Source organism: Mycobacterium sp. NGS48 (assembly GCF_059812585.1).
This window is the reverse complement of record NZ_JCALCY010000005.1, coordinates 376,014-402,923: the sequence shown is the minus strand read 5'-3', so window position 1 is coordinate 402,923 and position 26,910 is coordinate 376,014. Positions and strand designations below refer to the sequence as shown.

The 26,910-nt window shown below is 66.6% G+C and carries 26 protein-coding genes and 1 pseudogene; 15 read left to right on the top strand and 12 right to left on the bottom strand.

The window, feature by feature from the left end; translation table 11 throughout:
* Positions 1–131 precede the first annotated feature (131 nt).
* The 8 genes from AC5Y42_RS13130 to AC5Y42_RS13095 all read right to left on the bottom strand — a co-directional run bounded on the left by AC5Y42_RS13130 (position 132) and on the right by AC5Y42_RS13095 (position 5,924).
* The gene (locus AC5Y42_RS13130) at positions 132–770 is read right to left on the bottom strand and encodes a sensor domain-containing protein (protein WP_499898677.1); all 639 of its coding nucleotides are present in this window, start codon (positions 768–770) and stop codon (positions 132–134) included.
* 16 nt (positions 771–786) lie between these two features.
* Positions 787–1,215, bottom strand: coding sequence for an organic hydroperoxide resistance protein (locus tag AC5Y42_RS13125; protein ID WP_499898633.1), 429 nt, complete (start codon positions 1,213–1,215; stop codon positions 787–789).
* An 88-nt stretch (positions 1,216–1,303) separates the two neighbouring features.
* Positions 1,304–1,768 (bottom strand): hypothetical protein, encoded by a 465-nt coding sequence (locus AC5Y42_RS13120; RefSeq protein ID WP_499898632.1) that lies wholly within the window; start codon positions 1,766–1,768, stop codon positions 1,304–1,306.
* Positions 1,769–1,809: 41 nt separating this feature from the next.
* Positions 1,810–1,962 (bottom strand): hypothetical protein, encoded by a 153-nt coding sequence (locus tag AC5Y42_RS13115; protein ID WP_499898630.1) that lies wholly within the window; start codon positions 1,960–1,962, stop codon positions 1,810–1,812.
* Between the two features lie 105 nt (positions 1,963–2,067).
* A complete protein-coding gene (locus tag AC5Y42_RS13110) occupies positions 2,068–2,421 on the bottom strand; it encodes a hypothetical protein (RefSeq protein ID WP_499898629.1) in 354 nt (117 codons plus the stop codon).
* A gap of 64 nt (positions 2,422–2,485) precedes the next feature.
* Positions 2,486–3,529: a DUF4185 domain-containing protein gene (locus tag AC5Y42_RS13105; protein WP_499898627.1), complete on the bottom strand. Its 1,044-nt coding sequence runs from the start codon at positions 3,527–3,529 to the stop codon at positions 2,486–2,488.
* Positions 3,530–3,626: 97 nt separating this feature from the next.
* Positions 3,627–4,658, bottom strand: a complete 1,032-nt coding sequence (locus AC5Y42_RS13100; protein ID WP_499898626.1) for an aspartate-semialdehyde dehydrogenase — start codon at positions 4,656–4,658, stop codon at positions 3,627–3,629.
* Positions 4,659–5,924 carry an aspartate kinase gene (locus AC5Y42_RS13095; protein ID WP_499898624.1) on the bottom strand — a complete coding sequence of 422 codons (1,266 nt, stop codon included), beginning with the start codon at positions 5,922–5,924 and terminating at the stop codon, positions 4,659–4,661. It lies immediately after the preceding gene.
* Between the two features lie 293 nt (positions 5,925–6,217).
* On the opposite strand from AC5Y42_RS13095, the gene leuA reads away from it, so the two are divergent.
* Positions 6,218–8,095, top strand: coding sequence for a 2-isopropylmalate synthase (gene leuA / locus AC5Y42_RS13090; protein ID WP_499898622.1), 1,878 nt, complete (start codon positions 6,218–6,220; stop codon positions 8,093–8,095).
* A gap of 146 nt (positions 8,096–8,241) precedes the next feature.
* Complete coding sequence (locus AC5Y42_RS13085) at positions 8,242–9,726, top strand: DUF4397 domain-containing protein (RefSeq protein WP_499898620.1); 1,485 nt, start codon at positions 8,242–8,244, stop codon at positions 9,724–9,726.
* 9 nt (positions 9,727–9,735) lie between these two features.
* On the opposite strand, the gene AC5Y42_RS13080 is transcribed toward AC5Y42_RS13085, so the two are convergent.
* Positions 9,736–10,725, bottom strand: a complete 990-nt coding sequence (locus tag AC5Y42_RS13080; RefSeq protein ID WP_499898619.1) for a DEDDh family exonuclease — start codon at positions 10,723–10,725, stop codon at positions 9,736–9,738.
* 95 nt (positions 10,726–10,820) lie between these two features.
* Here AC5Y42_RS13080 and AC5Y42_RS13075 point away from each other — a divergent pair, with 95 nt between their 5' ends.
* The 12 genes and pseudogenes from AC5Y42_RS13075 to eccA all read left to right on the top strand — a co-directional run bounded on the left by AC5Y42_RS13075 (position 10,821) and on the right by eccA (position 23,424).
* A complete protein-coding gene (locus tag AC5Y42_RS13075) occupies positions 10,821–12,101 on the top strand; it encodes a Mur ligase family protein (RefSeq protein WP_499898617.1) in 1,281 nt (426 codons plus the stop codon).
* 2 nt (positions 12,102–12,103) lie between these two features.
* Positions 12,104–12,793, top strand: a complete 690-nt coding sequence (locus AC5Y42_RS13070) for a type 1 glutamine amidotransferase (protein WP_499898676.1) — start codon at positions 12,104–12,106, stop codon at positions 12,791–12,793.
* 134 nt (positions 12,794–12,927) lie between these two features.
* Positions 12,928–13,227 (top strand): PE domain-containing protein, encoded by a 300-nt coding sequence (locus AC5Y42_RS13065; protein ID WP_499898616.1) that lies wholly within the window; start codon positions 12,928–12,930, stop codon positions 13,225–13,227.
* 11 nt (positions 13,228–13,238) lie between these two features.
* Positions 13,239–14,435: a PPE domain-containing protein gene (locus tag AC5Y42_RS13060; protein WP_499898614.1), complete on the top strand. Its 1,197-nt coding sequence runs from the start codon at positions 13,239–13,241 to the stop codon at positions 14,433–14,435.
* 174 nt (positions 14,436–14,609) lie between these two features.
* Positions 14,610–14,927, top strand: a complete 318-nt coding sequence (locus AC5Y42_RS13055) for a WXG100 family type VII secretion target (RefSeq protein WP_499898613.1) — start codon at positions 14,610–14,612, stop codon at positions 14,925–14,927.
* A gap of 28 nt (positions 14,928–14,955) precedes the next feature.
* Positions 14,956–15,246 (top strand): WXG100 family type VII secretion target, encoded by a 291-nt coding sequence (locus tag AC5Y42_RS13050; RefSeq protein WP_499898611.1) that lies wholly within the window; start codon positions 14,956–14,958, stop codon positions 15,244–15,246.
* Positions 15,247–15,275: 29 nt separating this feature from the next.
* Complete coding sequence (locus tag AC5Y42_RS13045; RefSeq protein WP_499898610.1) at positions 15,276–16,106, top strand: ESX secretion-associated protein EspG; 831 nt, start codon at positions 15,276–15,278, stop codon at positions 16,104–16,106.
* Between the two features lie 25 nt (positions 16,107–16,131).
* Positions 16,132–17,067 (top strand): annotated as a pseudogene (locus tag AC5Y42_RS13040) (MinD/ParA family ATP-binding protein); the annotation flags it as partial.
* Positions 17,067–18,542 carry a type VII secretion integral membrane protein EccD gene (gene eccD / locus AC5Y42_RS13035; RefSeq protein WP_499898609.1) on the top strand — a complete coding sequence of 492 codons (1,476 nt, stop codon included), beginning with the start codon at positions 17,067–17,069 and terminating at the stop codon, positions 18,540–18,542. The pseudogene AC5Y42_RS13040 and the gene eccD, both read left to right, overlap by 1 nt.
* Positions 18,524–20,041 (top strand): type VII secretion-associated serine protease mycosin, encoded by a 1,518-nt coding sequence (gene mycP / locus AC5Y42_RS13030; RefSeq protein ID WP_499898675.1) that lies wholly within the window; start codon positions 18,524–18,526, stop codon positions 20,039–20,041. The genes eccD and mycP overlap by 19 nt, the downstream gene beginning before the upstream one ends.
* Positions 20,038–21,570, top strand: coding sequence for a type VII secretion protein EccE (gene eccE, locus AC5Y42_RS13025; protein WP_499898607.1), 1,533 nt, complete (start codon positions 20,038–20,040; stop codon positions 21,568–21,570). The genes mycP and eccE overlap by 4 nt, the downstream gene beginning before the upstream one ends.
* Positions 21,571–21,573: 3 nt before the next feature.
* Complete coding sequence (gene eccA, locus AC5Y42_RS13020; RefSeq protein ID WP_499898605.1) at positions 21,574–23,424, top strand: type VII secretion AAA-ATPase EccA; 1,851 nt, start codon at positions 21,574–21,576, stop codon at positions 23,422–23,424.
* A 29-nt stretch (positions 23,425–23,453) separates the two neighbouring features.
* Here the strand turns inward: eccA and AC5Y42_RS13015 are convergent, their stop codons facing one another.
* Positions 23,454–23,888, bottom strand: coding sequence for a nitroreductase family deazaflavin-dependent oxidoreductase (locus AC5Y42_RS13015; protein WP_499898603.1), 435 nt, complete (start codon positions 23,886–23,888; stop codon positions 23,454–23,456).
* 15 nt (positions 23,889–23,903) lie between these two features.
* Complete coding sequence (locus AC5Y42_RS13010) at positions 23,904–24,740, bottom strand: NmrA family NAD(P)-binding protein (protein WP_499898602.1); 837 nt, start codon at positions 24,738–24,740, stop codon at positions 23,904–23,906.
* A 114-nt stretch (positions 24,741–24,854) separates the two neighbouring features.
* Here AC5Y42_RS13010 and sigI point away from each other — a divergent pair, with 114 nt between their 5' ends.
* Positions 24,855–25,727, top strand: coding sequence for an RNA polymerase sigma factor SigI (sigI, locus tag AC5Y42_RS13005; protein WP_499898600.1), 873 nt, complete (start codon positions 24,855–24,857; stop codon positions 25,725–25,727).
* Here sigI and AC5Y42_RS13000 read toward each other — a convergent pair.
* A complete protein-coding gene (locus tag AC5Y42_RS13000) occupies positions 25,724–26,863 on the bottom strand; it encodes a MinD/ParA family ATP-binding protein (RefSeq protein ID WP_499898599.1) in 1,140 nt (379 codons plus the stop codon). The two genes, sigI and AC5Y42_RS13000, sit on opposite strands and share 4 nt — an antisense overlap.
* Positions 26,864–26,910 lie beyond the last annotated feature (47 nt).

Here is a 26,910-nt window from a genome sequence, read left to right as displayed (position 1 = left end):
GTCAGATCCCTCCGGGCCCGGACCGACGGTCGCAGGCCGCTGGTTGCGCGCGGCTACCCAACGATAGCCGTACGTTTCATCATCCGGAGGGCACCGACATATTCCGCAGCGGTCGGCCGGTTCGCCGCACCTTATTGGCCGAGCGCGTTCTCCATGGCTCCGGCCAGCACGTTAACCGCCGGGCCGGCATTGCCCGATTGACAGACCTTGGCCTGCAGCACAACGTTTTCCCGCAGCCGGGTTTGGTTGAAGCAACGGCGGTCGGTGCCGGCTTCCTGCTTGGTCCACGCGGCATCGGCCGCGCTTGCGGGCCCGCCGTCGAACGACCACACCTCGGTGGCCCCGTTATCCAGGTGCATTGCCGTGGTCTGACCAGAACAGCCGACGGTACGGTCCACGACGCGGTGAAAAGCGCGGCCCGCGGCATCATTGGTGGCGAAGACGCCGATCGCCTGCTTGACGAAATGTGTCTGGTCGCTAGGCGACGTCTGGGTGGTGGCACCGTTGAACGAGGCCAGATCCGGGTCGTTGTAGACCTCGGGCAACCCGATATCCGCCCAGTTGTTGCATACCGGGTCGTCGACCCAGTACGCCTGGACCGGCTGGGTGAACACCGACTCGTCTCGCATCGGTCCGCCGACGATGTTGCCGACCGAGCCCTTGCCCATGACCGCGTAGCTCACCACGCCGGGGTCCGAGGGGCGGGCAGCCGCTGTCGGGGCCGCTGCGATGGCCAGGCCGATGCTCACCGCCGCGGCACTGATCCGCACGGAATTCAATGCCCGGTTACACCTTGGCCGAAACGTCGATGTCGACGTTGCCCCGGGTGGCTTTCGAGTACGGGCACACCTGATGCGCCTGGTGCATCAGGTCGTCGGCCGACTTCTGCTCCAGCCCGGGCAGGTAGCCGACGATCTTGCCGGTCAGCCCAAAGCCGCCCGCGGGGTCCTTACCGAATCCGACCTGGACGGTGACGTCGGTTGCGTTGTCCAACTTGACGTCGGCCTTGCCCGCGACCAGCCGCAGCGCGCCCAGGAAGCAGGCGGCGTAGCCGGCGGAGAACAGCTGCTCGGGATTGGTGCCGTCACCGCTGCCGCCCATCTCTTGCGGCGGTCGGGTGTCGAGGTCGATGCGGCCGTCTGACGACTTCACATGACCGTCGCGGCCGCCGCCGGTCGCCGTGGACTCCGTGGTGAAAACGACTTCAATACTCATGGGCTCGATCATGCCAATACCGCTCACCAAACAGAAGGCAGGGCTGCGGGTGGAGGCGATGCAGCAGCCCTGGCTTCTGTTTCGCGGTTTACCGGTGCGGAGGCGGCGGGGGCGGAGGCGGAGGCGGAGCGGGCGCGGTGTTCGACGGCGATGGGAAGAGACCACCTGGCCCCGTGCCCGGCCCGCCAGGCATCATCGGCGGCAACCCGGAACCGCCCGGGCCACCGGGCCCCATGCCGGGTCCGGGACCCATGCCGGGCCCGGGTGCCATGCCGGGTCCGCCCGGGAAGACGAACAGCCACTCCCCTGCCCCGGGCGGCTGCGGCGGCGGGCCGCCGGGGTTGAACATGCCGTGATGGTGGCGCTGGTGATAGAGGTTGTAACCGCTCACCGCGGCGCCGGTGAAAAAGATGGCCGTGACGATGAAAACGATGCCGGCAGCGATCACCACCCAGGCGGCGGTCCGAAAAAGCTTGTTCTGTGGTGCCGCAGGCGGAGGCGGCGGTGGCGGTGGGGCGGGGACGGGCGACGGAGGTTCGGGTGTTTCGGTCATACCCCGATCATGCGCCTCGCGGCGGGTCGCCGCGCGACCAACTAGTGGCAGCACCAGAGCATGCAGACGACGAACAGGGCAGTCGCGGCGATGAAGACGATTCCCGCGATGATCGCGACCCAGGCCGCGACTTGGTAGAGCCGGTCCGGCGCGGCCGCAGCTGGCGGAGTCGGCGGTTGAGATGTATCGCTCATGTCCCGCATCATGCCGCAGGCGCGGCCCTACCTGCGAGTCCGGCAAACGTCGGAACCCGGCGTCCCCATTGTCGGGACGCCGGGTTGTGAAGTGATGACGTTGCGCTACGGGTGCGCCGGAGCAGAGGACGGGGCCACCGACGCCGGCGGCTGCCCGGGCCCGGGTGCGACGGCGCCGGGACCGCCGGGGCCGGCTGGTCCACCGGGCAGGCCTGCCCCGGGGCCGCCACCCGGTCCGCGATGCATCATCGAGTGGTGGTGGTGGCCGTGATGATGGCCGTGATGACCATGGTGTCCGGCGATCCGGAAGCCGGCGAAAAAGACGGTCGTGACGATGAACAGGATGCCGGCGACGATCACGACCCATGCGGCGAGCCGATAAAGCCAATACGGCTTGGCAGGACGCGGCGTAGTTGTGGCCGTGGTCGGCGCGGTGCGTGCTTCAGGTGTTTCACTCATGCTTCGCATCATGCGCGGCCAACCGATAGTCCGAGCTAGGTGCTGGCTATGTAAGAGCTATGAGTCATTCGGGCTTGAACGGGTTGACGGCGAACTGGATCACTCGATACGGGGCCCGGGCGCGCGGATCGCTGTTGTGCCACTGGCTTACGAATACCCGCAGTTCGTCGAGCGTCGACCCCGGGGAGATGTAGCCGCCATACGGCTGGGCCAGCCGGTTGTCGTACGGCGGCGGCAGGCTCTCGGCGGGATCGGGCCACTCGTCCTGTTGCACCACGGTGGTCACCGGCGCGGACCCGAGCCGGGTTGGTTCGTCGGCTACCCGGACTTCCATGTTGCCCGTGTTGGAGTTGAAATACGACAGGACGGCCTGCCCGTCGATCTGCTTGAAGCTCATCTCACCGACCATGTCCTGCCACAACGGTGTTGGCGGTTTGTTCCAACCGCCGTCGGGTCCCGACGCCCAGCCTTGCCACCGGGAGCGGTCGGTGAAACTCTCCGGGGCGACCCGGTACAGCACCGCTGGCAGGTTGCGCTGGAAACTGTCGGCGACGATGTACACCCAGCCGGTCGGCGAGTCAGCCGTCGGGATCGGATCGTAATAGCCGCTGATCTGTGACTGCCCGCCGCCCTGATAGGAAGCATCGCGTACCGATCCAGTAACCGTCTGCCAATAGCCTTGCACCGGTTGGGCTTTCACTAGCCGCGAGCTTTGTGGCACCAGTTCTTTGGTGGTCGCGACGAGCAGATAGTTGTCGCGGTTGATCCGCACTACACCGGCGGGTAGCTGCCCCGACCCGGGGGGCGGCGGGTCGGCCAGCAGCGGCTCCGACACGCCAGTGACCCCGGTGTAGCGCACCCCGTCCGGGTCGCCGACCGACGAGGTGTCCACGCGTAGCGCGATCGGAGTGAACCAGCCGCCGAATCCAACACCCTGGCCGGCGAAGCTGTCTCCGCAGACCTGCAGCACTTCGGTGGGGAACTCCATGAATTCGCACAGGTCGGTGGCGCCGATGCCGTAATCCCGGGTAGGCGTACCGGTCCCGGCAGTGGGACCGATCCGGATCACCTCCCCCGGCATCAGCGGCTGCAGGATCGGCTCGGGCATCGGTGCGGGCGGATCCGCGTATGCAGGCGAAACACCAAGTGGGGCAAGCAAACACACAGTAAGGAGCGCGAGGCGGGCGGGCGGGATCACCCCCGGATCACAATTCGGCGGCCAGCAGCTCGGCGATCTGAATGGTGTTCAGGGCTGCGCCCTTGCGCAGATTGTCACTTGCGACGAAGAGTGCCAGGCCGCGCCCGTCCGGCGCGCCCGGATCTTGCCGGATCCGGCCCACCAGTGACTCATCGACCCCTGCGGCGGCCAGCGGGGTCGGCACGTCGACCAGCTTCAGGCCCGGCGCTCCGTCGAGAAGTTCGCGAGCACGTTGGGGTGAAATCGGTTGTGCGAACTCGGCATTGATGGACAAGCTATGGCCGGTGAACACGGGAACGCGCACACAGGTGCCGCTGACCAGAAGGCCGGGAATGCCCAGGATTTTACGGCTTTCGTTGCGCAGCTTCTGGTCCTCATCGGTCTCGCCGGAGTCGTCGCCGACAAGCGAGCCTGCCAGCGGCAACACGTTGAAAGCGATTGGCGCGACGTAGGTCTTGGGCGGCGGGAATGCCAGCGCGCTGCCATCGTGTACCAGCAGTTCGGCGCCGTCGACCACCGCGCGAACCTGCCCGGCCAGCTCGGCCACCCCGGCGACCCCGCTGCCGGAGACGGCCTGATAGGTCGAGGCCACCAAGCGCACCAGCTGGGCCTCGTCGTGCAGTACCTTGAGCACCGGCATGGCGGCCATCGTCGTGCAATTCGGGTTGGCAACAATGCCTTTCGGCCGGTTGCGCGCGTCGGCGAAGTTCACCTCGGAGACCACCAGCGGCACGTCGGGATCCTTGCGCCATGCCGAGGAGTTGTCGATCACCGTCACCCCGGCGGCGGCGAAGCGTGGCGCTTGCACCCGGGACATCGTCGCGCCGGCGGAGAACAGCGCGATGTCCAGCCCGCCCGGGTCGGCGGTTTCGGCGTCCTCGACCTCGATCTCCTCGCCGCGGAACGACAGCTTGCGGCCCTGCGAACGCGCCGAGGCGAAGAACCGCACGCTGCTTGCCGGGAAGTCGCGCTCTTCGAGAAGGGTGCGCATCACCTGGCCCACTTGCCCGGTGGCACCCACTACGCCAATGGCAACCATCTAGCGCCCCGTCCCCGCGTAGACCGTCGCCTGTTCCTCGCCGCCGAGCTTGAACGCCTCGTGCAGCGCGAGGACCGCCTTGTCCAGTTCGGTGTCACGGCACAGCACTGAGATCCGGATCTCCGAGGTGGAGATCAGGTCGATGTTGACCCCGTTCTCGGCCAGCGTCTCGCAGAACGTGGCCGTGACACCCGGGTGGCTGCGCATGCCGGCGCCGATCAGCGACACCTTGCCGACGTGGTCGTCGTAGAGCACCTCGACGAAGCCGATCTCGGTCTTGAGCGACTCCAGTTTCTGCACCGCGGCCGGTCCGTTGTCGCGCGGGCAGGTGAAGGTGATGTCGGTCTTGCCGTCTTCGATCTTGGACACGTTCTGCAACACCATGTCGATGTTGATGTCGGCGTCGGCGACCGCGCGGAAGATCTTGGCGGCGTAGCCGGGCAGGTCGGGGATGCCGACAACGGTCACCTTGGCTTCGCTCGTGTCGTGGGCGACTCCGGTCAGGAGGGCGTCTTCCATGGGGATGTCCTTGATCGATCCGGAAACAATGGTGCCGGGCTTGTCCGTGTAGGACGACCGGACGTGAACAGGCAGGTGGTAACGGCGGGCGTACTCGACACAGCGCAGCATCAGCACCTTGGCGCCGCAGGCGGCCAGCTCGAGCATCTCCTCGAAGGTGACGGTCTTCAGGTGCTTGGCATTCGGCACGATGCGGGGGTCCGCGCTGAAGATGCCATCGACGTCGGTGTAGATCTCGCAGACATCGGCGCTCAGCGCCGCCGCCAGCGCCACCGCGGTGGTGTCCGAGCCGCCGCGCCCGAGCGTGGTGACGTCCTTGGTGTCCTGGCTCACACCTTGGAAGCCGGCGACCAGCACAACTTTGCCTTCGTCGAGGGCCGACTGTAGCCGGGCGGGCGTGACGTCGATGATCTTGGCTCTGCCATGCGCACCCGTTGTGATGACGCCCGCCTGTGAGCCGGTGAACGACCGGGCCTCGGATCCCAACGATTCGATCGCCATTGCCACCAGCGCGTTGGAGATGCGCTCACCGGCGGTCAGCAACATGTCCAGCTCCCGCGCTGGCGGCGCCGGACACACCTGCTGGGCCAGCTCGAGCAGATCATCGGTGGTGTCGCCCATCGCCGAGACCACCACGACCACATCGTTGCCCTGCTTTTTGGTTTCGACGATGCGCTCAGCAACCCGACGGATGCTGTCGGCGTCGGCCACCGACGATCCGCCGTACTTCTGGACGACGAGCGCCACTCTTGTCCTTTCAGGTTCACGGCTTTAGGTCGACAAACAGGATACGTGCCTCCCCGACGACGATGCGGGCCGTCCAACGGCCCGAGCTGGAGCACTCCGGCCAAGGCTGGCGCCGTCGGTGTTCAACGCCGTTTTGGCGACGGCCGCGGGCACGGTAAAGTACACAACGTGCAGCGGATGCTCCTTCTCGGACGCCGCGGCGGGGTCTGATCCAGACCGGCTTCCCGTCGCGGGTGTTCGCGATGCGCCGGTCGCAGCCATTCGGCTCCCTCCCATCCCCCGGAGCAATCATCGTGACAAGCTTTTCCTCCCCCGATCCGGCCGGTTCGGCCGATGCCTTCAGGTCCGGTCGAACCATCGCCAAACCCGCGGGTGCGCCCAACGCCGCGCAGCCCGTCTGGAACGCCCAGCGCGGCTCGGCAATGCCGATCGGCCGCTACCGCCCGTTCGCCGACGAAGTCGAACCCGTCGGCCTGGGCGACCGCACGTGGCCGGACCAGGTCATCCGTCGCGCCCCGATGTGGTGTGCGGTTGACCTGCGGGACGGCAATCAGGCCCTGATCGACCCGATGAGCCCAGCGCGCAAACGCCGCATGTTCGAGCTGCTGCTGCGCATGGGTTATAAGGAAATCGAAGTCGGATTCCCGTCGGCCAGCCAGACCGACTTCGATTTCGTCCGCGAGATCATCGAGCAGGGCATCATCCCCGACGATGTCACCATTCAGGTACTGACCCAATGTCGGCCCGAGCTGATCGAGCGCACCTTCCAGGCGTGCGAGGGTGCTTCCCGGGCGATCGTGCACTTCTATAACTCCACCTCGATCCTGCAGCGCCGGGTGGTGTTCCGCGCCGACCGCGCGGCGGTGCAGGAGATCGCGGTGGCCGGAGCCCGCAAATGCGTAGAAGAAGCCGCCAAATTTCCCGGTACGCAGTGGCGGTTCGAGTACTCGCCGGAGTCCTACACCGGTACCGAACTGGAGTACGCCAAGCAGGTGTGCGACACCGTCGGCGATGTCATCCAACCGACGCCGGACAACCCGGTCATCTTCAATCTGCCGGCCACCGTGGAGATGGCCACCCCCAACATCTACGCCGACTCGATCGAGTGGATGAGCCGGAACCTGAAGCGCCGCGATTCGGTGATCTTGAGCCTGCATCCGCACAATGACCGCGGAACCGCCGTCGCCGCAGCCGAATTGGGCTATCAGGCCGGCGCCGACCGGATCGAGGGCTGCCTGTTCGGCAATGGCGAGCGCACCGGCAACGTGTGTTTGGTGACCCTGGGTCTGAACCTGTTCAGCCGCGGGGTGGACCCGCAGATCGACTTCTCCGACATCGACGAGATCCGGCGCACCGTGGAGTACTGCAACCAGCTGCCGGTGCACGAACGGCACCCCTACGGCGGCGACTTGGTCTACACCGCGTTCTCCGGCAGCCACCAGGACGCCATCAACAAGGGTTTGGACGCCATGAAGATCGCGGCCGACGAGGCGGACTCCGATGTCGACGACATGCTCTGGCAGGTGCCGTATCTGCCGATCGACCCGCGCGATGTCGGCCGCACCTACGAGGCGGTGATCCGAGTCAACTCGCAGTCCGGTAAGGGCGGGGTGGCCTACATCATGAAGGCCGACCACGGTCTGGCGCTGCCACGCCGGCTGCAGATCGAGTTCAGCCAGGTGATCCAGCACATCACCGACGGCGAGGGCGGCGAAATCTCACCGAAAGAGATGTGGGACGCCTTCGCCGAGGAGTACCTCGCCCCGGTGCGACCGCTGGAGCCGATGAAGCACCGGGTCGACGCCGCCGACGAGGACAGCGGAATTACCAGCATCGTCGCGACCGTGAAAATCAACGGGACCGAGACCGAGATCAGCGGCACCGGCAACGGCCCGCTGGCTGCGTTCGTCGACGCATTAAGCCATGTCGGCTTCGACGTGGCGGTGCTCGACTATTCCGAGCACGCGATGAGCGCGGGCGAAGAGGCCCAGGCGGCCGCGTATGTGGAGGCATCGGTGGCCAGGACGATCGCGAGGGCGGCGCAGCCGGGCGAAGCGGGTCGTCCTGCAGATGGCGAGCGCCGCACCGTCTGGGGTGTCGGCATTGCGCCGTCGATCACCACCGCGTCGCTGCGGGCCGTCGTCTCTGCGGTCAACCGGGCAGCGCGTTAAGAGCCTATGGTCGCGGTCCAATCTGCGAGTCTGCGAAAGGGTTGTATACCAACCTAGGAGTATGTAATGTGCGCCACATGTGCACGGCTGGTTTACTGCCGATCGTTGTGTTATAGGGCGATTGACGCGGAATCAAGGAGCCCCGGATGCGCAGCCGTACCTTTTTCGCACTGCTGGGGTCCGCCGCGGCATTACTGTTCGGTGGCTCACCGGCCAACGCCGCTCCAGCCTCTGCCCAACCGAATCCATCGGCGTTGGTGCGGGGCGCATACCTCGCTGACACTTCGGCGGTAGACGTCTACCTGAGCGACGCCGCGGGCGGCACACCCACTCTGGCGTTGTCCCGGGTGCGTTATGGCGACGTCAGCGAATATCAGCGCATCAAGGCCGGTCGCTACACCGTCGGCTTGCGACCCGCCGGCGCCGACGTTGCCACCCGACCCACGCTCAGTTGGACTTTGGATGCCAAGCCAGGCTTGGCGTTTACGGTGCTGGCCATCGGCACGCAAAAAGCCCTGATGGCGCGGGTGTTGTCTGACGACCTGACCCCCCTGCCGGCCGGACGGGCGCGGGTGCGCGTCATCCAAGCCGCAAAGCGGGCGAAGACAGTTAACGTTGCCGCCGCCAACGGCCTTGTTTTGGCAGCCAAGTTGCCGTTCAGTGCCACCACCGAGTACACCACCGTGCCGGCCGGGTCGTGGCAGGTCACCACGCGTTCGGTCGACCAACGAGAGATCGCTACCACCAAGGGCCTCACGTTGCGGGCCGGCGCCACGGACACAGTTGTCGTGCTCGATGGAGCTCAGCAGAGCAGCATCTCAATGCGCGTCGTCGATGACTCGATCGGCGTCAACCTACCGCCTCTCGGACCGGCCGCGACTGGCGATAGCGCCTCTCACATGCCGGACATCAGAAGTAGCGAAGCACGGCAGGTCGCGATCTGGGGACTGGGCGTGGTCCTGACCTCGGCCGCCGCGGCGGTGGTGATCGGTTGTCGGCCGAGACCGCACCATCCGGTGTCGATTCGCCGCCACCACGGCAGCCGTTCACGGGCGCGCGCACTGCGGGTAACAGCGCTGGTCGCTGCCGGCGCGGTTTTGTCCGGCAGCGCACACATCGTGCCCGATCGGCCGGCGGCAACACCAAGCCCGATCGACCTGGCCGCCGCCATCGTCGGCCCGGTGCCGGTGCGCATTGCTATCCCGTCGATCGGGGTCGACACCGATCTTGAAGCACTGCATCGCGGTGTCGACGGCGCGTTGAAGTCGCCAGAAAAAGAGGACGCCGGCTGGTATGCCGACGGCGTGGTACCTGGTGAGCGCGGACCGGCCGTAATCCTCGGCCACGTCGATTCCGCTCGTGACGGGTCCGCCGTGTTCCGACAGCTGTCCCGCCTGCATTCCGGCGACATCGTCATGCTCGACACCAGCAACCACGACACGGAATACTTTGTGGTCGATACCGTAAGGCAATCCGCTGAAAGCAGTTTTCCGACCGGCCTCGTCTACGGTCCGACTGCAATGCCCGAGCTGCGCCTGATCACCTGCACCAGCTCCTTCGACACTTCCGAACACAGCGATTGCGACAACTTGATCGTCACCGCATTCTCCGTGTGGACACGTCAGTTGTGAGCCGGGCAATCAGAACAACGCGAACTGTTCGCCGGCGTCGGCCGGCTCGGTGAAGTCCTCGACGCCTGTGCCGCCGGCGACGGTGCCGACGGAATCCATGAACAGCGCGTCGGAAACCACTGGGACGCCCAGTTCGCGGGCCAGATAACCCTTGCCGTGCCCGGGCCGGGTTTCGTTGCAGACCACCAACGACGTGTCGTGGTCGACGGCGTCGCTATAGGCCAGCCCGGCATGCAGGATCCGCTCGACCAGTTCCTCGTGGGTGCGTCGGACCTCTGCCGCCAGGGCCACCCGCATGCCCTGCACCAGCGGACGGCCCCGCACATACGGGCCAGGGTTGAGATACGGGCACGGCATCCGAGACGCCAGCATCTTCAGCGGACGCAGCTCGTCGTGCGTAATCCGGCCGTTCGGCCACCGGCGACGAGTGACGGGGCGCACCGGTAGCCACACGTCGCGCTCACGCGCCCGCTGGAGGGCGGCGGCCAGCACACGAGTCAGCACCAGAGCATCGTCGAAGGCGTCGTGCGGGCGCTCTTGCGCCACTCCCCAGTGCGCGGCCAGCGTCTGCAACCGCAGATTGTCGGTCCCGAGCCCGAGCCGTCGCGCCAACTCGACCGTGCACATGACCGTGTCGACGGGCAGTTCGGCGTCGGCGATCTCGGCTTCCGCGGCCAGGAAGGCGTAGTCGAACGCGACATTGTGCGCGACCAGTGTGCGTCCGCGCAGCAGCTCGACGACATCGGCGGCGATATCGGTGAACTGCGGCTGATCTTCAAGCATCGCGACGGTCAGCCCGTGCACATGAGTGGGTCCGGGGTCGACTCCGGGGTTCAGCAGGCTGACGACAGATTCCTCGATTCGGCCATCTGCGTCCAGGGCCAGCGCCGCCAGGCTGATGATCCGGGCCTGACCTGGTCGAAAGCCCGAGGTCTCGACATCGATGACGGCCCAGCCCGCGCCGGGCTCACCGGCCGGTCGACCCCAAGCGATCCCCATAAGGGGAGAATGGCACGTCGGACCGACAACGCCGGTTCGCCGCGCGCCGTGTCGTGGATTTAACGCGCGCCGTGTCGTGAATCTAAACTGCGCGGGTGATTACCGCCCGGGGACGTGTGGCCCTCGCCGCCGGTGCCGGTGCGCGGTGGGCGTCGCGGGTGACCGGGCGCGGGGCGGGCGCGATGATCGGCGGCCTGGTGGCGATGACGCTCGACCGCTCGATACTGCGTCAGCTCGGGACGGGCCGGCGCACGGTCATCGTCACCGGGACCAACGGCAAGTCGACGACTACCCGGATGACCGCGGCCGCGCTGGGCAACCTCGGGGCGGTGGCGAGCAATGCCGAGGGCGCCAACATGGACGCCGGGCTGGTGGCTGCGCTGGCTGCCGGCCGTGACGCCGAGTTAGCCGCGTTGGAAGTCGACGAGATGCACGTCCCGCATGTCGCGGACGCGGTCGAACCCAGCGTCGTCGTGTTGCTCAACCTGTCCCGCGACCAACTGGACCGGGTCGGCGAAATCAACGTGATCGAACGCACGCTGCGGGCCGGGCTGGCCCGGCACCCCAAAACCGTGGTCGTCGCCAACTGCGACGACGTGCTGATGACGTCGGCCGCCTACGACAGCACCGATGTCGTCTGGGTGGCGGCAGGCGCCGGCTGGTCGGCCGACTCGGTGAGCTGCCCGCGCAGCGGCGAGGTGATCGTCCGCGACAACGGTCATTGGTATTCCACCGGTGCGGACTTCCGGCGGCCCAGCCCGCACTGGTGGTTCGACGACGAGCGGCTGTACGGGCCGAACGGACTGGCGCTGCCGATGCGGCTGGCGTTGCCGGGGTCGGTGAACCGCGGCAACGCGGCCCACGCGGTGGCAGCCGCCGTGGCAGTGGGCGTCGATCCGGCGGCGGCGGTGGCGGCGGTCGCCACGGTCGATGAGGTCGCCGGTCGGTATCGCACCGTCCGCGTGGGCGAACACGCGGTGCGGATCCTGCTGGCCAAGAACCCGGCCGGTTGGCAGGAGGCGCTGTCGATGGTGGACAAGCACGCCGCGGGGGTCGTCATCGCGGTCAACGGGCAGGTGCCCGACGGCGAGGACCTGTCGTGGCTGTGGGATGTGCGGTTCGAGCATTTCGTCGCTGAGCCTCGTGCGTCACGAGGCGAACGCGGCGAGGACCAGCAGCGCGAGGACACGACGGTGGTGGCCGCCGGTGAACGCGGCACCGACCTTGCCGTTCGGTTGGGATATGCGGGGGTGCAGCACACCCTGGTGCACGACACGCTGGCGGCCATCGCGTCGTGCCCGACCGGGCCGGTGGAGGTCGTCGCCAACTACACGGCTTTCCTGCAGTTGCACCGGGCGTTGGAGCGCTCACGGTGACGGTGCGGATCGGGCTGGTGCTGCCCGACGTGATGGGCACCTACGGCGACGGCGGCAACGCGGTGGTACTGCGGCAGCGGCTGCTTTTGCGGGGCATCGCGGCAGAGATCGTCAAGATCACGTTGGCCGACCCGGTGCCCGAGTCGCTGGATCTCTACACGTTGGGCGGGGCCGAGGACTACGCCCAGCGGCTGGCCACCCGCCATCTGGTCAAGCATCCGGGGTTGCAGCGCGCGGCGGCCCGGGGCGCGCCGGTGTTGGCGATCTGCGCCGCCGTCCAGGTGCTGGGTCGGTGGTATGAAACGTCGGCGGGCGAACGGGTCGACGGGGTGGGCCTGCTGGATGCGACCACATCGCCGCAGCGCGAGCGCACCATCGGCGAGGTGGTCAGCGCCCCGCTACTGAACGGATTGGCCGCGCCGTTGACCGGTTTCGAGAACCACCGCGGCGGAACAGTGCTCGGGTCGGCCGCGAAACCGTTGGGCGCCGTGAAGAAGGGTGCCGGCAACCGCGCCGGCGACGGGGTAGACGGCGCGGTGCAGGGCAGCGTGATCGCCACCTACATGCACGGTCCGTGTCTGGCCCGCAATCCTGAGCTGGCCGATTGGCTGTTGACGCGCGTGGTCGGTGAGCTCGCACCGCTGGAGCTGCCAGAGGTGGAGTTACTGCGCCGCGAGCGGCTGCGAGCCTAACCGGCGTACCCCACTGAATTGTGTGTTGGGCGCAACGGGAGCACTCTAGATTCGAGCCGAGTCCACATTTGCGTGGGTTGTGATCGAGGCACCGGGATTGTGCGGGACGGCGAGACAGAGTTGGAGGGGATACGATGTTGCCACTCAACGTAATTCCGGGTGCCATCGATGCGTCGGCAGCGGCCGAGGCATCGATCAGTGCGCAATCGGCCGCTGCCTCCGCGGCGGGCGCGGCCGCGCTCACCGGCGTGATGCCGATGGCCGCGGATGTGGATTCGGCCGAATTCGCCGCAACCTTGAACGCGACCGGCGCCGCTTACCTTGCGACCGCCGCCGAGCATGTCGGTCAGCGAGCGGCATTCGCAGGATCCCAGGCCCTCTCTTCGGGCACATACACCGCCACCGAAGCCGTCCGCGCGGCCAACTTGGCCTAGCCAAGGCACCCGTGCCCGACCCGAGGTGGTCTGGTCCACCAGAGGTGATCGCCGCTACCTTCGAGGCCGGCTCGCCGGCGCCGGTAATCACCAACAACGCGGCATGGACAGCCGAGACCGCCTGCCACGAAACGGCTATGGGCATTTCAGCGGCTAACACCACTGCGACTGCGGCATCCTGGCAAGGGATGGGCGGGGCTGCCTCGACAGCGGCGGCGACCGCACTCAACGCGGCGCTACAGACGCTGGCGGTATGGACCGCGGAAAAGATCGCGCTGACGCAAGCCGCCGTGGACGCATTCATCGTTGCCAGTTCGGCAGTCGTTCCATCGCAGGTATGTCAGCTGAATCGCGACGAGTGGGCGACCGCCAACGCCACCAACTTTTTCGGCATCCGCACAGCCGAAATCGCGGCCTTGGACACCGAATACTTCGGCGAACACTGGCCGCACAACTCAAGTGTGGGCTGGACGTATTCAGCTGCGCTGAGCACGCTTTGCGCCGCATTGGCACTGCCGCCGCCGTTTGCCCCCGCGGCGGCATCACCAGCCGGGCCGGCAGCGGCCGGCGAGGCCGTCGCGCAAGCGGCCGCGCAAACCGGTATCAATGACGCGCTGCAGCTTTCCAACCGGACCGCGCAGGCTGCGGGTCAGACAACATCGGTACCCGCTGCTTCGTCCAGCCCGCTCAGTGCGGTTATCGAACCGTTGCAGCAAGGGGTATCGAGCGTCATCCAGCCGTTGACGGGGTCAGCCCAGGCACCGATGCGAGAACTGCAGGGCTTGGCGGGCATGCCGCAAGCCTTCCTGCAGTCCGTCGGCGGCATGTTTCCGGCGGCCGGGATATCAGATGGGGCGACGACGTCCGGCGCAGAGCCGGCATTCCGCACCGGCGATAGTGCGGGCCGGCTCAATGGCGGAACCCCCAGTGGTACAGGCGGTCTGGGCGGATATCCGGGAGCCGGGCTCACCAGTTACACTCGCCCGCCCAGTAGCTTCGAGCCGCCAGCCGGCGGGCGGCCTATCGGTCTGCGAGGCGAGCTGTTGGGCGCTGCCGAACACCGCAGTCCGACGGCATCGCCGGCGGCTGGGGGCCCGATGCCGATGACACCGACCGGTTCGCGCGCGCGCGAAGGCGGCGATGGGGACAAACGAGTGGTGGGTCGCGCACGCGTCGCCGTCGACGACGACTCGGTGCACAACGGATAGCAAGCATCCAAAATGCTGGGGCGTCACGTGTTCGCTGAAATGCTCAATAGCCTCTGCAACACAGATGAAGCAACGCTCCAGGGCGTTTGCTGTCGGGTGAAGTGACAACCTGCGAACCGTGCCTACACTGCTAGCCAAGCCCTCCGCTCGGGGGAGAGAAATCAAGGAGCAGGCATGCCAAACGCGACCGTTGTCACACCGGAATTGCTGCGGACTACCCAGCAGGCCATCGAATCGGCCCTGCAGTACGCAACCGCCGTGGCCAACGACTACCTGAGCACCCACGAAAACGTGATCGGCGTGGCCACCTGGCACGGCCAGGCCGGTAGCACGTCACTGGTCACCGCCGGGCAAATCAATCACGATCTCCAGCAGACGGTAACCGGCGGACAACGGCTGGCTCATGGGCTCGGCCGGGCGGCGGCACTGATGGAAAACCACGAAGCCGATGCGTCCCATGGATTTACCGGCCTATTTTGTGCAGCGAGTTAGCAGAAGTCAAGCAGAAGGACTCACGGATATGTCAGATCAAATCACTTACAACTACGGGGCAGTCACCGGTTTTGCCTCCGACGTCGCCTCGCGGGCGGCCCAGCTGATGGAAATTCACGACGACGTTGCGCACCGCACTCAGGCGTTGGCCGACTTCTTCCAGGGCACCGGCGCCACTGCTTTCTTCGACGCCCAACAACAGATGCTGCATGGCCTGGAGGGACTGGTCCAAACCGTCAGCCAACACGGACACGTCGTCAACAACACGGCGGAAAGCGCCCAGGCGACCGATCAGGCCATCAGCCAGGCGTTCATCTAGCTTAGCCGCCCGATTGCGTTGGGGGACAGGTGTTAACCACCACGGTAGATGGCCTGTGGGTTCTCCAGGTGCTCACCGGCATCGAGGTCGTCGCACCTGAACTGGGACTTCGGCCGCACCTGCCGAGCGTCGAACCCAGGCAACTGGCACTGGCACATCCGATTGCCGGCGAACTGCGAACGCACGGCGTCATCGACGAGCCGGGTGTAGTTGACGACACGGTCGCGGAATGGTTGACCGTGCTATCGCGTCGCGACGAGGCGCTGCTCGTGCAACTCCGGCCACCGGCCAGCCTCGAGTCGGCGCGGATTCTGCTTGCCAGATACGCCCGGTGGTGGGTGGTCATGGAACGCTCGGCCAGCGGCATCCGAATTCACGGCGCTGGAACCGACAGCACCGCAGCCACGGCCGCGGCACTGATCAGTGCTCAAATCGAGCGAGTGTGCGGGTGCCAGCCGGCGGCGCCGCTGCGACCGGTCACCGTCGACGCCGCGGCCATGCGGGCCGAAGCGACCAATCCGACTACGCTGCGGCGGTTCTTGGCCGCACAACACCTCGATGCCGATCAGCAACGGCTGCTGAAGTGGGCCGGCGACTCGACGCGATCAGCCCAAGCTTCCATCGTCGCAATCCGGGCGACGGATACCGCCCAGCTCACCCGCGCGCACATCGACGAACGAGCCGTGACGATCATCGACACCCCGGAAGGCCGACTGCTGGCCGAGCATGTCGCCTGTGCCGGCAGGAGCTGGTTGGTCGTCGCGCCGGCGACGCCGCCCGCTATCGAATCAGCGGTCAAGGGCATGGTGCAACGTCTGCCCACGAGGGAAGGGTGGTATTCCCATCGAAGAGTTGTATGACGAAAGCTGTTGCACGGCCCAGGGTTCAGTATCGGACAGGCTGCGCATTTCCGACATGGTCGCACCGCGGAAAACTCCGCCCTCGACTGGATGGCGAAAGTTCGTCTACAGTACGTCGTTTCATGCTGTGAATCTGGGCGAATCTCCGGCCGAACGACATCATCGTGATTTGCAGGCACGCATCCGGCGCCACATCCGCAAGCAGTACGTGGTTGGCGTAATTTCGGGCAAAGGGGGCGTCGGCAAGACCACGATGACCGCCTGTATCGGCGCGGTGTTTCGCGAGTGCCGGCCCGAGAACGTGGTCGCTGTGGACGCCGCGCCCGGTTTCGGGACACTGGCCGGCCGAATCGACGAAGCGCCGCCCGGCGATTACGCCGATGTCCTGAACGACACGGATGTCCAGGGCTATGCCGACATTCGCGAGCACTTAGGGCAGAACAGCGTCGGATTGGACGTGCTGGCCGGAAACCGCGGATCCGGCCAGCCGCGGCCATTGGCCCCGTCGATGTTCACCGGGGTACTGTCCCGGCTGCGACGCACTCACAACGTCATCGTGATCGACACGTCGGACGATCTCGAACACCCGGTGATGAAGGCCGTCTTCGATGCCTGCGACACACTCACGTTCATATCCGGGCTGACGGCGGATACCTCGCTGCCGGTGACACGTTCGATTGACCTGTTGCGGTCGATGGGTTACCACGAGCTGGTGTCCCGCAGCGTGATTGTGCTCAACGACAGTCGCGACAAATACGACTCGCAGACCGAGCGCTACCTCACCGAGCGATTTGCTCAAACCGGCGCCAACGTTGAATTCATGCCATACGACCCGCATCTTGCGGAAGGCGGAATCATCGACACGCAACATGAGCTGAAAGAGAAGACACGACTGCGCCTCTACGAAATCGCGGCCGCCCTGGCAGATAGGTACATTCCAGAAGCGGACCGGACTCAGTGATGGCCAGTGCCTCGCTTCCGGCGCGCTGCGCCGTCGCAGTGGTGTGCGGCAAGCACCTGATCTCGCAGATATACCCGGCGTCGGTGCCTATCGAAGTCTTCATCGACGACATTGTCGAATTGCTCGACGACGAGCTCAAACGCCGTGGGTTGACCGGACTAACGGCCGGCGTCGGCTATGAACTGCACAAGGTCAACGGCGTGCGACTGGACATCAGCAAGACCCTCGATGAACTCGGCGTCGAGGACGGCGCCACCCTGGTGCTGGTCCCGATCACGAACGGCGATTCGTTTGAGCCCCAGTACGAGTCACTGTCGACCGGGTTGGCGCGGATCGGCAAGAAATTGTTCGAGCCCGTCACGGCCGACACCGCGGCGCACACTGCGCTGGCCATCTTGGCGATGATTGCCGCAACGGCGTTCGCGCTGGCGCTGCGGGTCCGCGCCCGCACCGACTCACTGGCACCCAGCATTGCCACCGGAGCATTCGGCGTGCTGGCCGCCGCCGGGCTGGCAGCGGTGTGGCTGCGGTGGCCACATCGCGGCGACCTGGCGGACGGATTCAGCTGGATCGCAGTACCGATGCTGGCCGGCGGCGCTGCCGGGGCCGCACCCGGACAGCTGGGATCCGCCCACGTATTCATGGCGGCGCTCGCTGTGGCCCTGCTGAGTTGGGCAGTGAGCGTGGCGACGCAACGTCGTATCGCCGCGGCGGCGGCCATTGTCACGTTGTGCGGTGTGGCCGGGGCTCTGGCCGCGGCCAGGATGTGGCGACCGGTTCCGGCGCAGTGGCTGGGCATGTGCACCCTGGTCGCATTGCTGGTGGTGTTGACAGCCGCCCCGACGATCGCCCTGTGGGCCGCGCGGATCCGGCCGCCACACTTCGGGTCGGTCACCGGCCGTGACCTGTTTCGTCGACGTGACGGACTGCCGGTGGACACCGTGTCGCCGGTGGATGCCGAGGATGACGCGAACCTGGATACCACGCCTCCCGGGAAGCAGTTCGCCGCGGCTGCGGTGCGCGCCAACGGTGTGCTCACCGGCATCTGCGTAGGCGCCGCGCTAACACTGCCCGCCGGCGTTTGGCTCACCCTGATGCCCGGACAGTCCCGTAGCCCGGCCGCAGCCACGTTGGCCGGGCTGCTCGTGCTGATTTTCATCAGCCGTGGAAGGGCATTCACCGATAAGCGGCAAGCCGTGGCGCTGGTGTGCGCGGCCGCCGTAGGGGCATGTGCCGGGGCCACGAAATTTGTCCTGCACGAGCCGGCCGCATCGGTCAACCCGCTGCTGTGGGCCGCCCTGGCTTTGACTGGGTTCGGTGGCGCCGGCCTGGCGGCCGCGCTGCTGGTCCCGATCACCAAGTTCACGCCGCTGGTGCGGATGCTCACCGAATGGCTCGAATTGGCGGCGATTGCCGCCGCCTTGCCGTTGGCCGCGTGGATCGGCGGCTTGTTCACCTGGGTACGCATGCGATGACACCGGGCAGCATCTCTAGGACCGCGATCGCACTTGTCGTAGTGCTATCGGCCAGCGTGCCGCTGGCCCACGCGATTCCGCTGCCGAGCGTCGACCCCGCCCGCGTCCCGGCAGATGGCAGGCCGGAGCCGGAACAGTCGATGCGGCAGAGCAATGTCTGCGCGCGGACGACAACAGTTGCCGACCCGAACGTGGCGGCCACCGCGCCCGGGTTCACCATGCTCAACGTCAGCACAGCTTGGCAGTACTCGACTGGCAACGGGGTACCGGTGGCGGTGATCGATACCGGGATCAATCCGACCGGCCGGTTGCCCGTCGTCGCCGGCGGTGACTACATCATGGCCGGCGACGGATTGACCGACTGCGACGCACACGGAACCATCGTCGCGTCAGTGATTGCTGCTGCACCCCAGGGGATTCCGATGCCCGCCCCGATGCCGGCCGCCCCGGCCTTTCCGGCGCCGGCAGGTTCGCCGCCCGTCAGCGCTGGGGCGCCGCCGACATCTGGTCAACCCGATGCCCCGGAGGCGCCCACGCCGCCGCCAGATGCAGCCGACGGAGTAGTCGGGGTTGCCCCGCACGCGGTAATCATCTCCATCCGCCAGTCATCGCGGGCCTATGAGCCGATCAACCCGCTACCGGGCGACGCCGAGGCGCAGAAGAAGGCCGGCACCGTCGCCACCCTGGCGAAGGCGATCGTCCACGCGGCCGACATGGGCGCCAAGGTGATCAACATCAGTGTGACATCGTGCGTGTCGGCGGCAGACCCGCTGGACCAGAGCGCCGTCGGCGCCGCGGTTTGGTATGCCGCCACGGTGAAAGACGCGGTCATCGTCGCCGCCGCGGGCAACGAGGGGGAGGATTCCTGCATCCAGAACCCGTTCTTTGATCCACTGGATCCGTCCGATCCGCGCGACTGGCATCAAGTCAAGACGGTGTCGTCGCCGTCCTGGTTCGCCGACTACGTCCTATCGGTGGGTGCAGTCGACAACACCGGTGTCCCGGTCAGCAAAAGCCTTGCCGGGCCGTGGGTGGGCGCGGCGGCACCGGGTGTGGGGGTCATGGGGCTCTCACCGCAAACCGGCACTGCGGTCAACGCTTATCCTGCGACCCGCCCGGGAGAGCAGACCATGCCATTCTGGGGAACGAGTTTCTCGGCCGCCTATGTCAGCGGCGTCGCCGCTCTGGTGCGGGCAAAGTATCCGGAACTCTCCGCCCACCAGGTCATCAACCGAATCCTGCAAACCGCACACAACCCGCCACGTGGGGTCGACAATCAGGTGGGTCACGGCGTGGTGGATCCCGTAGCAGCTCTGACCTTCGAGGTTCCTCCGGGAGAACGTGTTTCACCGGTTACGCAGAGCCGGGTGGTGATGCCGGCTGCACCGCCGGCGGCACCGGATTACCGGGCGCGCACGATGGCATTGGTTTTCGCCGGGATCGTCGTCGCTGCGGTAATGGTCGCATCGATCGTCGGGCGAGCCCGGCGGGCGCGATGAACGCGACTAGCAGGCAGGCAATCATCGCCGGCGTCCTGCTCACCGGCCTCCTTGGCTGGTCGTTCGACGGATACATCGGCGCCGCAGCAGGGTTGACGTTCGGAACTGTCGCGGCCGTGATCCCGTGGCGACGTCGGACGCTGTGGTCATGGCTGGCGTTATGGATGCGACGTGGCCGGCCCCTGGCCTGGAACGAGCCCGTGACGGTGGTCAACGACGGCGCCGGAGGCGGTGTTCGCTACCAGGGCGGCGTTGCGGTGGCCGCGCTACAACTGCTCGGCGCCGCGCACACGCCGACACTGTTCGCCGGTTCGACATCGACGTATACCGCGAACATGCTGGACGTCACGGCGCTGCACCCGTTGATGCGTCAAAGCCTGGGCCTGACAATCGATTCGTTGAGTGTGGTCAGTTCGGGTGCGAGACGGCGCAGCACCGGCGTCTACCCGCGGCTCTACGACACCCTGATTGGCGCCGTGCCCTATGCCGGACGGCGCGAAACCTGGGTCATCGTGCGGGTCGCGGGCCCGGATAACGCCCAGGGATTGCAATGTCGCGCCTCAATCGGCACCGCGACGCTGGCGACCGCGCAGCGGGTTGGTGGTGCCCTGCGCCAGCAGGGGATTCGCGCCAGGGTGGCGACGGCCACCGACATCCTCGAGCTGGAGCGACGGCTGGGCCGATCGGCGCTGGACGCTCATGAACAGCGCTGGAACTCGGTGCGCAGCGACATCGGTTCGCTGACGACCTACTGGTATCTCCCGCGCGACATCACTGCCGATAATTTGGCGCAAGGATGGGCGGTGCGCGCTGATGCAATCATTCAGAATGTCACGCTGTTCCACGACGGCACTGCCACTGCCACCATCACGATCTGCGATGCCCGGCCGCCGGCCGCCCCACCGAGCGTGCTGTTGCGGACGTTGCCGGGCGAACAGCTGCAAGCCCTCGCCGCGAATCTTTGCGGTCCGATGCCGCCGATCGGCGGTATGCGCCGGGGCGCACTGACCGGTCGGCTCGTTGTGCCGATCGGGCCGTCCGGTGTGCTCCTCGGCAAGGACGCGGCCGGCAACCGGTTCGCGCTGCCCCTCGGCGACCCCGGCGAATTCAGCCGCGTGCACATCGCCGCAGACGACGATGTGGCGAAACGGATTGTGGTTCGGATGGCCGGGGCCGGTGAACGCATTACGGTCCACACTCGGAACACGCAGCGCTGGGCCAGTGTTCGCATGTCCGACATTGCGGTGAGTGACCAGCCGAGACCCGCCGCCGGCACCACGGTCAGCGTCGTGGACGGCACCATTGCGCCGGCGCCCCGGCCGCACACACTGGTCTCCGTCGGCGAACCGGGTGAGCCTTACCGGGGATCCGTCGATGTGCTGATCATCCAGACCGGTCCGGCGACCGTGGAAGTACATGCCGCCGGGCGGGTCTACACCGTCGAGGTCGAGTTGTTTCGCGCGGAGAACCGCTATGCGGCTTCTTGTTCCGCCGGGCTGACCGCGGCCGGGCTCGCACCGGTGGACTAGCTGATGGCCGGCAGCACGTCGATCGTCGCCGCGCGTAAGCGGTTCGATCAGGCGATGGCGGTATTCGACTCCGACGTCGTCGTCGCGCAGGCGCGGTTCCGGGAGGCAACCGAGATCGATCCGTCGATGGCCGATGCCTGGCTGGGCCGAATCGCCACCGGCGACAAGGCGTCGTCGACGCTGCAGACGCTGTACGCCTGTGGCGCCCGACTGCACCGGGAAACCAACCGGCTCGGCGTGCAGTTGTCTGCGCCCATCAAAGCGGGGCCGTATCTATCCATCACGGTTACCGAGTCCTCGCATGCCGGTCTGGCATTGGCCAGCGCTTTCATCGACGATGGTGCATACCAGAAAGCCGCTGTGCTGCTGAATGATTCGACTCTGCTGGACACCTGGGAGAACCACCAATGGCAGCAGTACATCCGTGCCTACCTGATGTTCGCCACCGAGCGCTGGCCTGACGTGATCTCAGTTGCAGCCACTACCCTGCCGCCACAGGCCATCATCATGTCGGCGGTCAGCGCAGCGACCACGACGCTGGCCGCCTACGCGGCGGCCCACCTTGGGCAAGCGCTGGTTTCCCTGGACTGGACGGACCGAGTGGAGCTGGGGGCCGGGCCCGCCGAGCTGACCGAGCACCACCGCACCCAGCACGACAGCCCGGTCGCCGCGATCGACCCCGGCGAATTCCCGCTGATCGCAGCCGATCTGGCCTATGTACGCGGAATGGCGCACCGCTTGCTCGATGAGCAGGACAACGCACAGATCTGGTTGTCCAGGGCGACGATCAATGGTGCGCTGACCTCGGCTGCGAAACAGGCGTTGGCCGACCCGAATCTGCAGCTGGCGATCACCGACGAGCAGACCATCGATAGCCGCACCGACAAATGGGACGTCACCACTGAGCGGTCCGGCCAGCAGCGCCGGGAGGAAGAAAGCAACGAGCGGCGCCGGGAACTGCTGGCCGAAGGTCGTGCGCTGCTCAACAACCAGGTCGGTCTGGCCGAAGTGAAGCGTGTGGTGGCCGAGCTCGAGGACCAGATCGAGGTCCGCGCGTTGCGGCTGGCGGCCGGGCTGCCGGTGGCCAGCCAGACCAATCACGTCTTGCTAGTCGGCCCGCCCGGCACCGGGAAGACCACAACCGCAGCGGCGCTGGGAAAGATCTATGCAGGCCTGGGTATTGTGCGGCACCCCGAAATCGTCGAAGTCAAACGGGCGGACTTCTGCGGCGAATACATCGGAGCGTCAGGGCCTAAGACCAACGAGCTCATCAACCGCTCGCTGGGCCGCATCCTGTTCATGGACGAGTTCTATTCGCTGGTAGAACGCCACCACGACGGCCGACCGGACATGATCGGGATGGAAGCGGTCAATCAGTTGCTGGTTGCGCTGGAGGTGCACAGGTTCGACTTCTGCTTCATCGGAGCCGGTTACGAGAAAGAAGTCGACGAATTCCTCACCGTCAACCCGGGTTTAGCCGGTCGGTTCAATCGCAGGCTGCGCTTCGCGTCGTATACACCCGAAGAGCTGGTCGAGATCGCGGTGCGTTACGGGCAGCCGCGGGCCACCGTCCTGGATCCTGCCGCGCGCGAGGCACTGACTGGCGGGTGCACAACCCTGCGAGCCTATCGGGCGCCGGACGGCAACCACGGCATCGACGTCATGCAGAACGGGCGCTTTGCCCGCAACGTAATCGAACGCGCTGAGCGACTGCGAGATTCACGAGTGGCCGCCCAGCACCGTGCTGCCAACGGATCGGTGACGGTCGACGACCTCGAGACGTTACGTACCCCGGACGTGACCAGGGCGGTAATCGACGCGTGCGCCGAAAAGCACGTGCCCGTCGCGCTCTGAACATCCGCTGTGCAGCTGTGCTCAACGCATTAGATGAATCGAAACACCGCGATACGGCCGGCCAGGGCTTCGAATTCGTCAGGCGTGCCGTCTCGCACCATTCCGGAGCGCTTCGCAAATGCCACGCCGACGGGCACCTCGACTGGAAACGCCCGCAGCACCGGACGCGCCTGCTCGGCGGTCAATTCGACGATCCTGACCTCACGTGACGTGCGTCCGCGGTGCAGCGTGCCGGCGCCCGCCGCGCGGGCATTGGCGGCCCAATCCGCACCGGGATAGCCGGCTACGACGTAGAGACCACCATGGAATTCGAACGGTGTCATCGGCGTGCTGCGCGGTTGACCGGACTTGCGGCCCGGCACCGTCAAGACCATGGCCGGCCCGGTCGGTATACCGAGCTTCTGCACGGCCATCATTATCTTGTTCATCGACTTGAGGTAACGCGGCGGGCGTGGATCAGACATGCCTTGCCTCCTTGGTTAATTGGTGAACACATCGCGGTGTTGGGCGGCCCACTGGGCAAACGTGACGGCCGGGCGACCCACGATCTTCTCCACCTCATAAGTGACCAGCGCCGGCTTGTCCAGTGTCTCGGCGAGCATCGCCATATAGGCATCCGCGAATTGAGCGCCCAGGCCGATGGCGACGAAGTGCTGCCGCACTACCTCCGGCGGCACCTCCAGATACCTCAGCTCACGGCCCAACACCGCACCGATGGTGCGCACCAACTCAATATCGGTGAGTGCTTGCGGCCCGGTCAGTGCAACCTTGCGCCCGTCGAGTTCATCGCTGAGCAGCGCCCGTACTGCGACTGCGGCGATGTCGCTGTCGGCGATCGGCGCGGTCGACGCCGCCGCGCAAGGGCCGCCGACGACATCGCCGGCCCGGATCTGTGGCGCCCACATCCCGATGAAGTTCGAGGCGAACACCGATGGCCGTAAGCTCACCCAGTCCAAGCCGGATTCGACGGCGAACTGCTCGACTTCGGTGTTGCGGTCGCCGCGACAACGCGACGGTTGCCGCGAGAAGTCGTCATCGGCGTTGAGCGACGACAGCGCGACCAGTTTGGCAACCCCGCTGCGCGTGGCCAGTGCTGCCACTTCGGCAAGCTGATCACCCAACGCACGCGAGTTGAGGAACACCGCCGAGGCGCCGGCCAGCGCATCGATAGCCGAGCCGACCACCTCGACACCGGCGGGAAATCCTGCGGTGTCAGAAGAACGGGTGACCGCCCGAACCTGCGCGCCTGCGGCGACCAGTTCAGTAACCAGGGGACGGCCGACGTTACCGGTCGCTCCGGTGACCACGATCGTCATGATGGGCTCCTTCCTGACGGTTAAGACTGTGCTTTTCACCAAGGACGGCGCGCAGCATGGGAAAGTTACGGCCACAGCATGTAACTTTTTCCGGCAGTAGATCGTCGTCGACATATGACCGAACCGCAGTCTGAGCAGATCGCCGAGGCTTGGCGACGTCACCGGCCTTACCTGGTCAACCTCGCCTATCAGATGCTCGGGGATATCGGTGACGCCGAAGACGTTGCGCAAGAAGCATTTCTGCGGTTATCCCGAACTGACGTCAGCGAGCTCGACGACGTCCGAGGCTGGCTTACCGTGGTCGCCGGCCGGCTGTGCCTCGACCAGGTACGTTCGGCGCGGGCCCGCCGTGAACACCCGGAAGAGCTCGGTGCAGACGCGTTGGCGCTCAATCAATCCCGTCGGATTGATCCGGCGGACCGGGTCACCCTCGACGACGAGGTCCGTACCGCGCTGCTGGAAGTCCTACGCCGGCTGAGCCCCGGTGAGCGGGTGTCGTTTGTGCTGCACGACGTGTTCGGGCTTCCCTTCGACACCATCGCCGAGACGGTGGGTCGCCCGGTTGGCACCTGTCGCCAGCTGGCGCGGCGCGCGCGGACGAAGTTCACCGTCGGACGCCCCAAGCTCAGTGACATCTCCCCGGCCGAGCACCAACTGGTCACCGAGAAGTTCATCACGGCCTGCGCCAACGGCGACCTGCAGGCACTGGCGGCAGTACTGGATCCGACCGTGTGGGGGGTCGGCACGGTGCTCGTCGAGCATGCCTTGCCGCCGCAGGTCAACCATGGCCCGCGCGATGTTGCCACCAACCTGCTGCGCTACTTGGGCCCAGGCGTGACATTGGTCAGCGGGCCCGCCGGGCAGCCGGTGCTGCTGGCCTACGCACAGCGCCGGCTCTTCGCCGTCGTCGTGTTGACCATCGGTGGCCAACTCGTCACCAAGATCGAAGCGACCGCCGACCCGTCGGCGCGCGCAGAGAACCGCTAGCCGCGTTCCCGCGCGCCGGGCGGCTCAGACGCGAAGAACCGGGCGATCGTCGCGGCGATCTGCAAAAACCGCCGCCGCGCCGCCGGAGCCATCTCGCTGGTGACGTCGATGACGCCGCCGGGTCGCAGGTGGGGATCGAAGGGCACCTCGACCACCATCTGACCGCGGTCGAGGAATTGGCGCGCCAACACCGAACGTGTCCGTTTGTCGGCGTGCCCGTCGGAATCGTTGAGTACCACGATGCTTCGCCGCAGCAGATCGGTCCGGCCGTGCGCAGACAACCACTCCATGGTCTGCGCGGCAGCCGAGGCTCCGTCGGCCCAGGGCGAGGACACCACGATCAGAGCGTCCAGGTCGCTGAGGGCCTCTTGGGTCACAGGCGCGTCCATCGTCGACCCGCAGTCGATGATCGCGATCGTGAAATGACGGTCCAGCCGCAACGTGGCTTCCCGGTAGATCGCCGGATCGAGCACCCGCCGCGGCCCTGCCGGCGGTTCTCCGGCCAGCACGTAGAGACCGGCCGAGTTGCTGCCAACGCGAGAGCTGACATCGGCGAACGACTGCAGATTTTTGTCGGCCGTCAGTTCCCAATAGGAACCACTGGTCCGCGGATCGATCCGGCTGCCGAGGCGCCCGAAGGCGGTGTCGGCGTCGATTGCCACCACGCGGTCCTGGCGCCGCAACTCGGCAAAGATCGATCCGACGCTGGCCGCGACGGTGGTTTTTCCGACGCCGCCCTTGCCGAGCACGCCGACCTTGTAGTTACCGCGCAGGACCGATTTGATGACGTCCTCGAATTCCGCTTCCTGTCGTTCTGCCGCCGAAGGACCCAGATTGACCAGGCCGAATGTGGCTGTCCAGAGCATGCGCCGCCAACCACGGCCCGGCGCGGGGCGTCGCGGCGGCGCGATCGGCGCCGGCCCAAGCCTGAAGTCGGGCCAACGCTCAGTAGGGGGTACACCGGGGGACCGCGGCCGCCCCGGGGTCATTCTGGGGCGCGACGGCGTCGCCGGTGGGAACGGATGGGGCGGCATCGGCCCCGGACTCGCCGATTGCGGACGCGGCGGGGGCGGCGAGGGTGCGCCGGGCTGCGCAGGCCGAAATCGGTCCCGCAGGAAGTCGTCGCGCTCGTTCATAGGCTCCTCAGCTGGCATCGACCGTGGGTTTACAGGCTGCCGCCAGT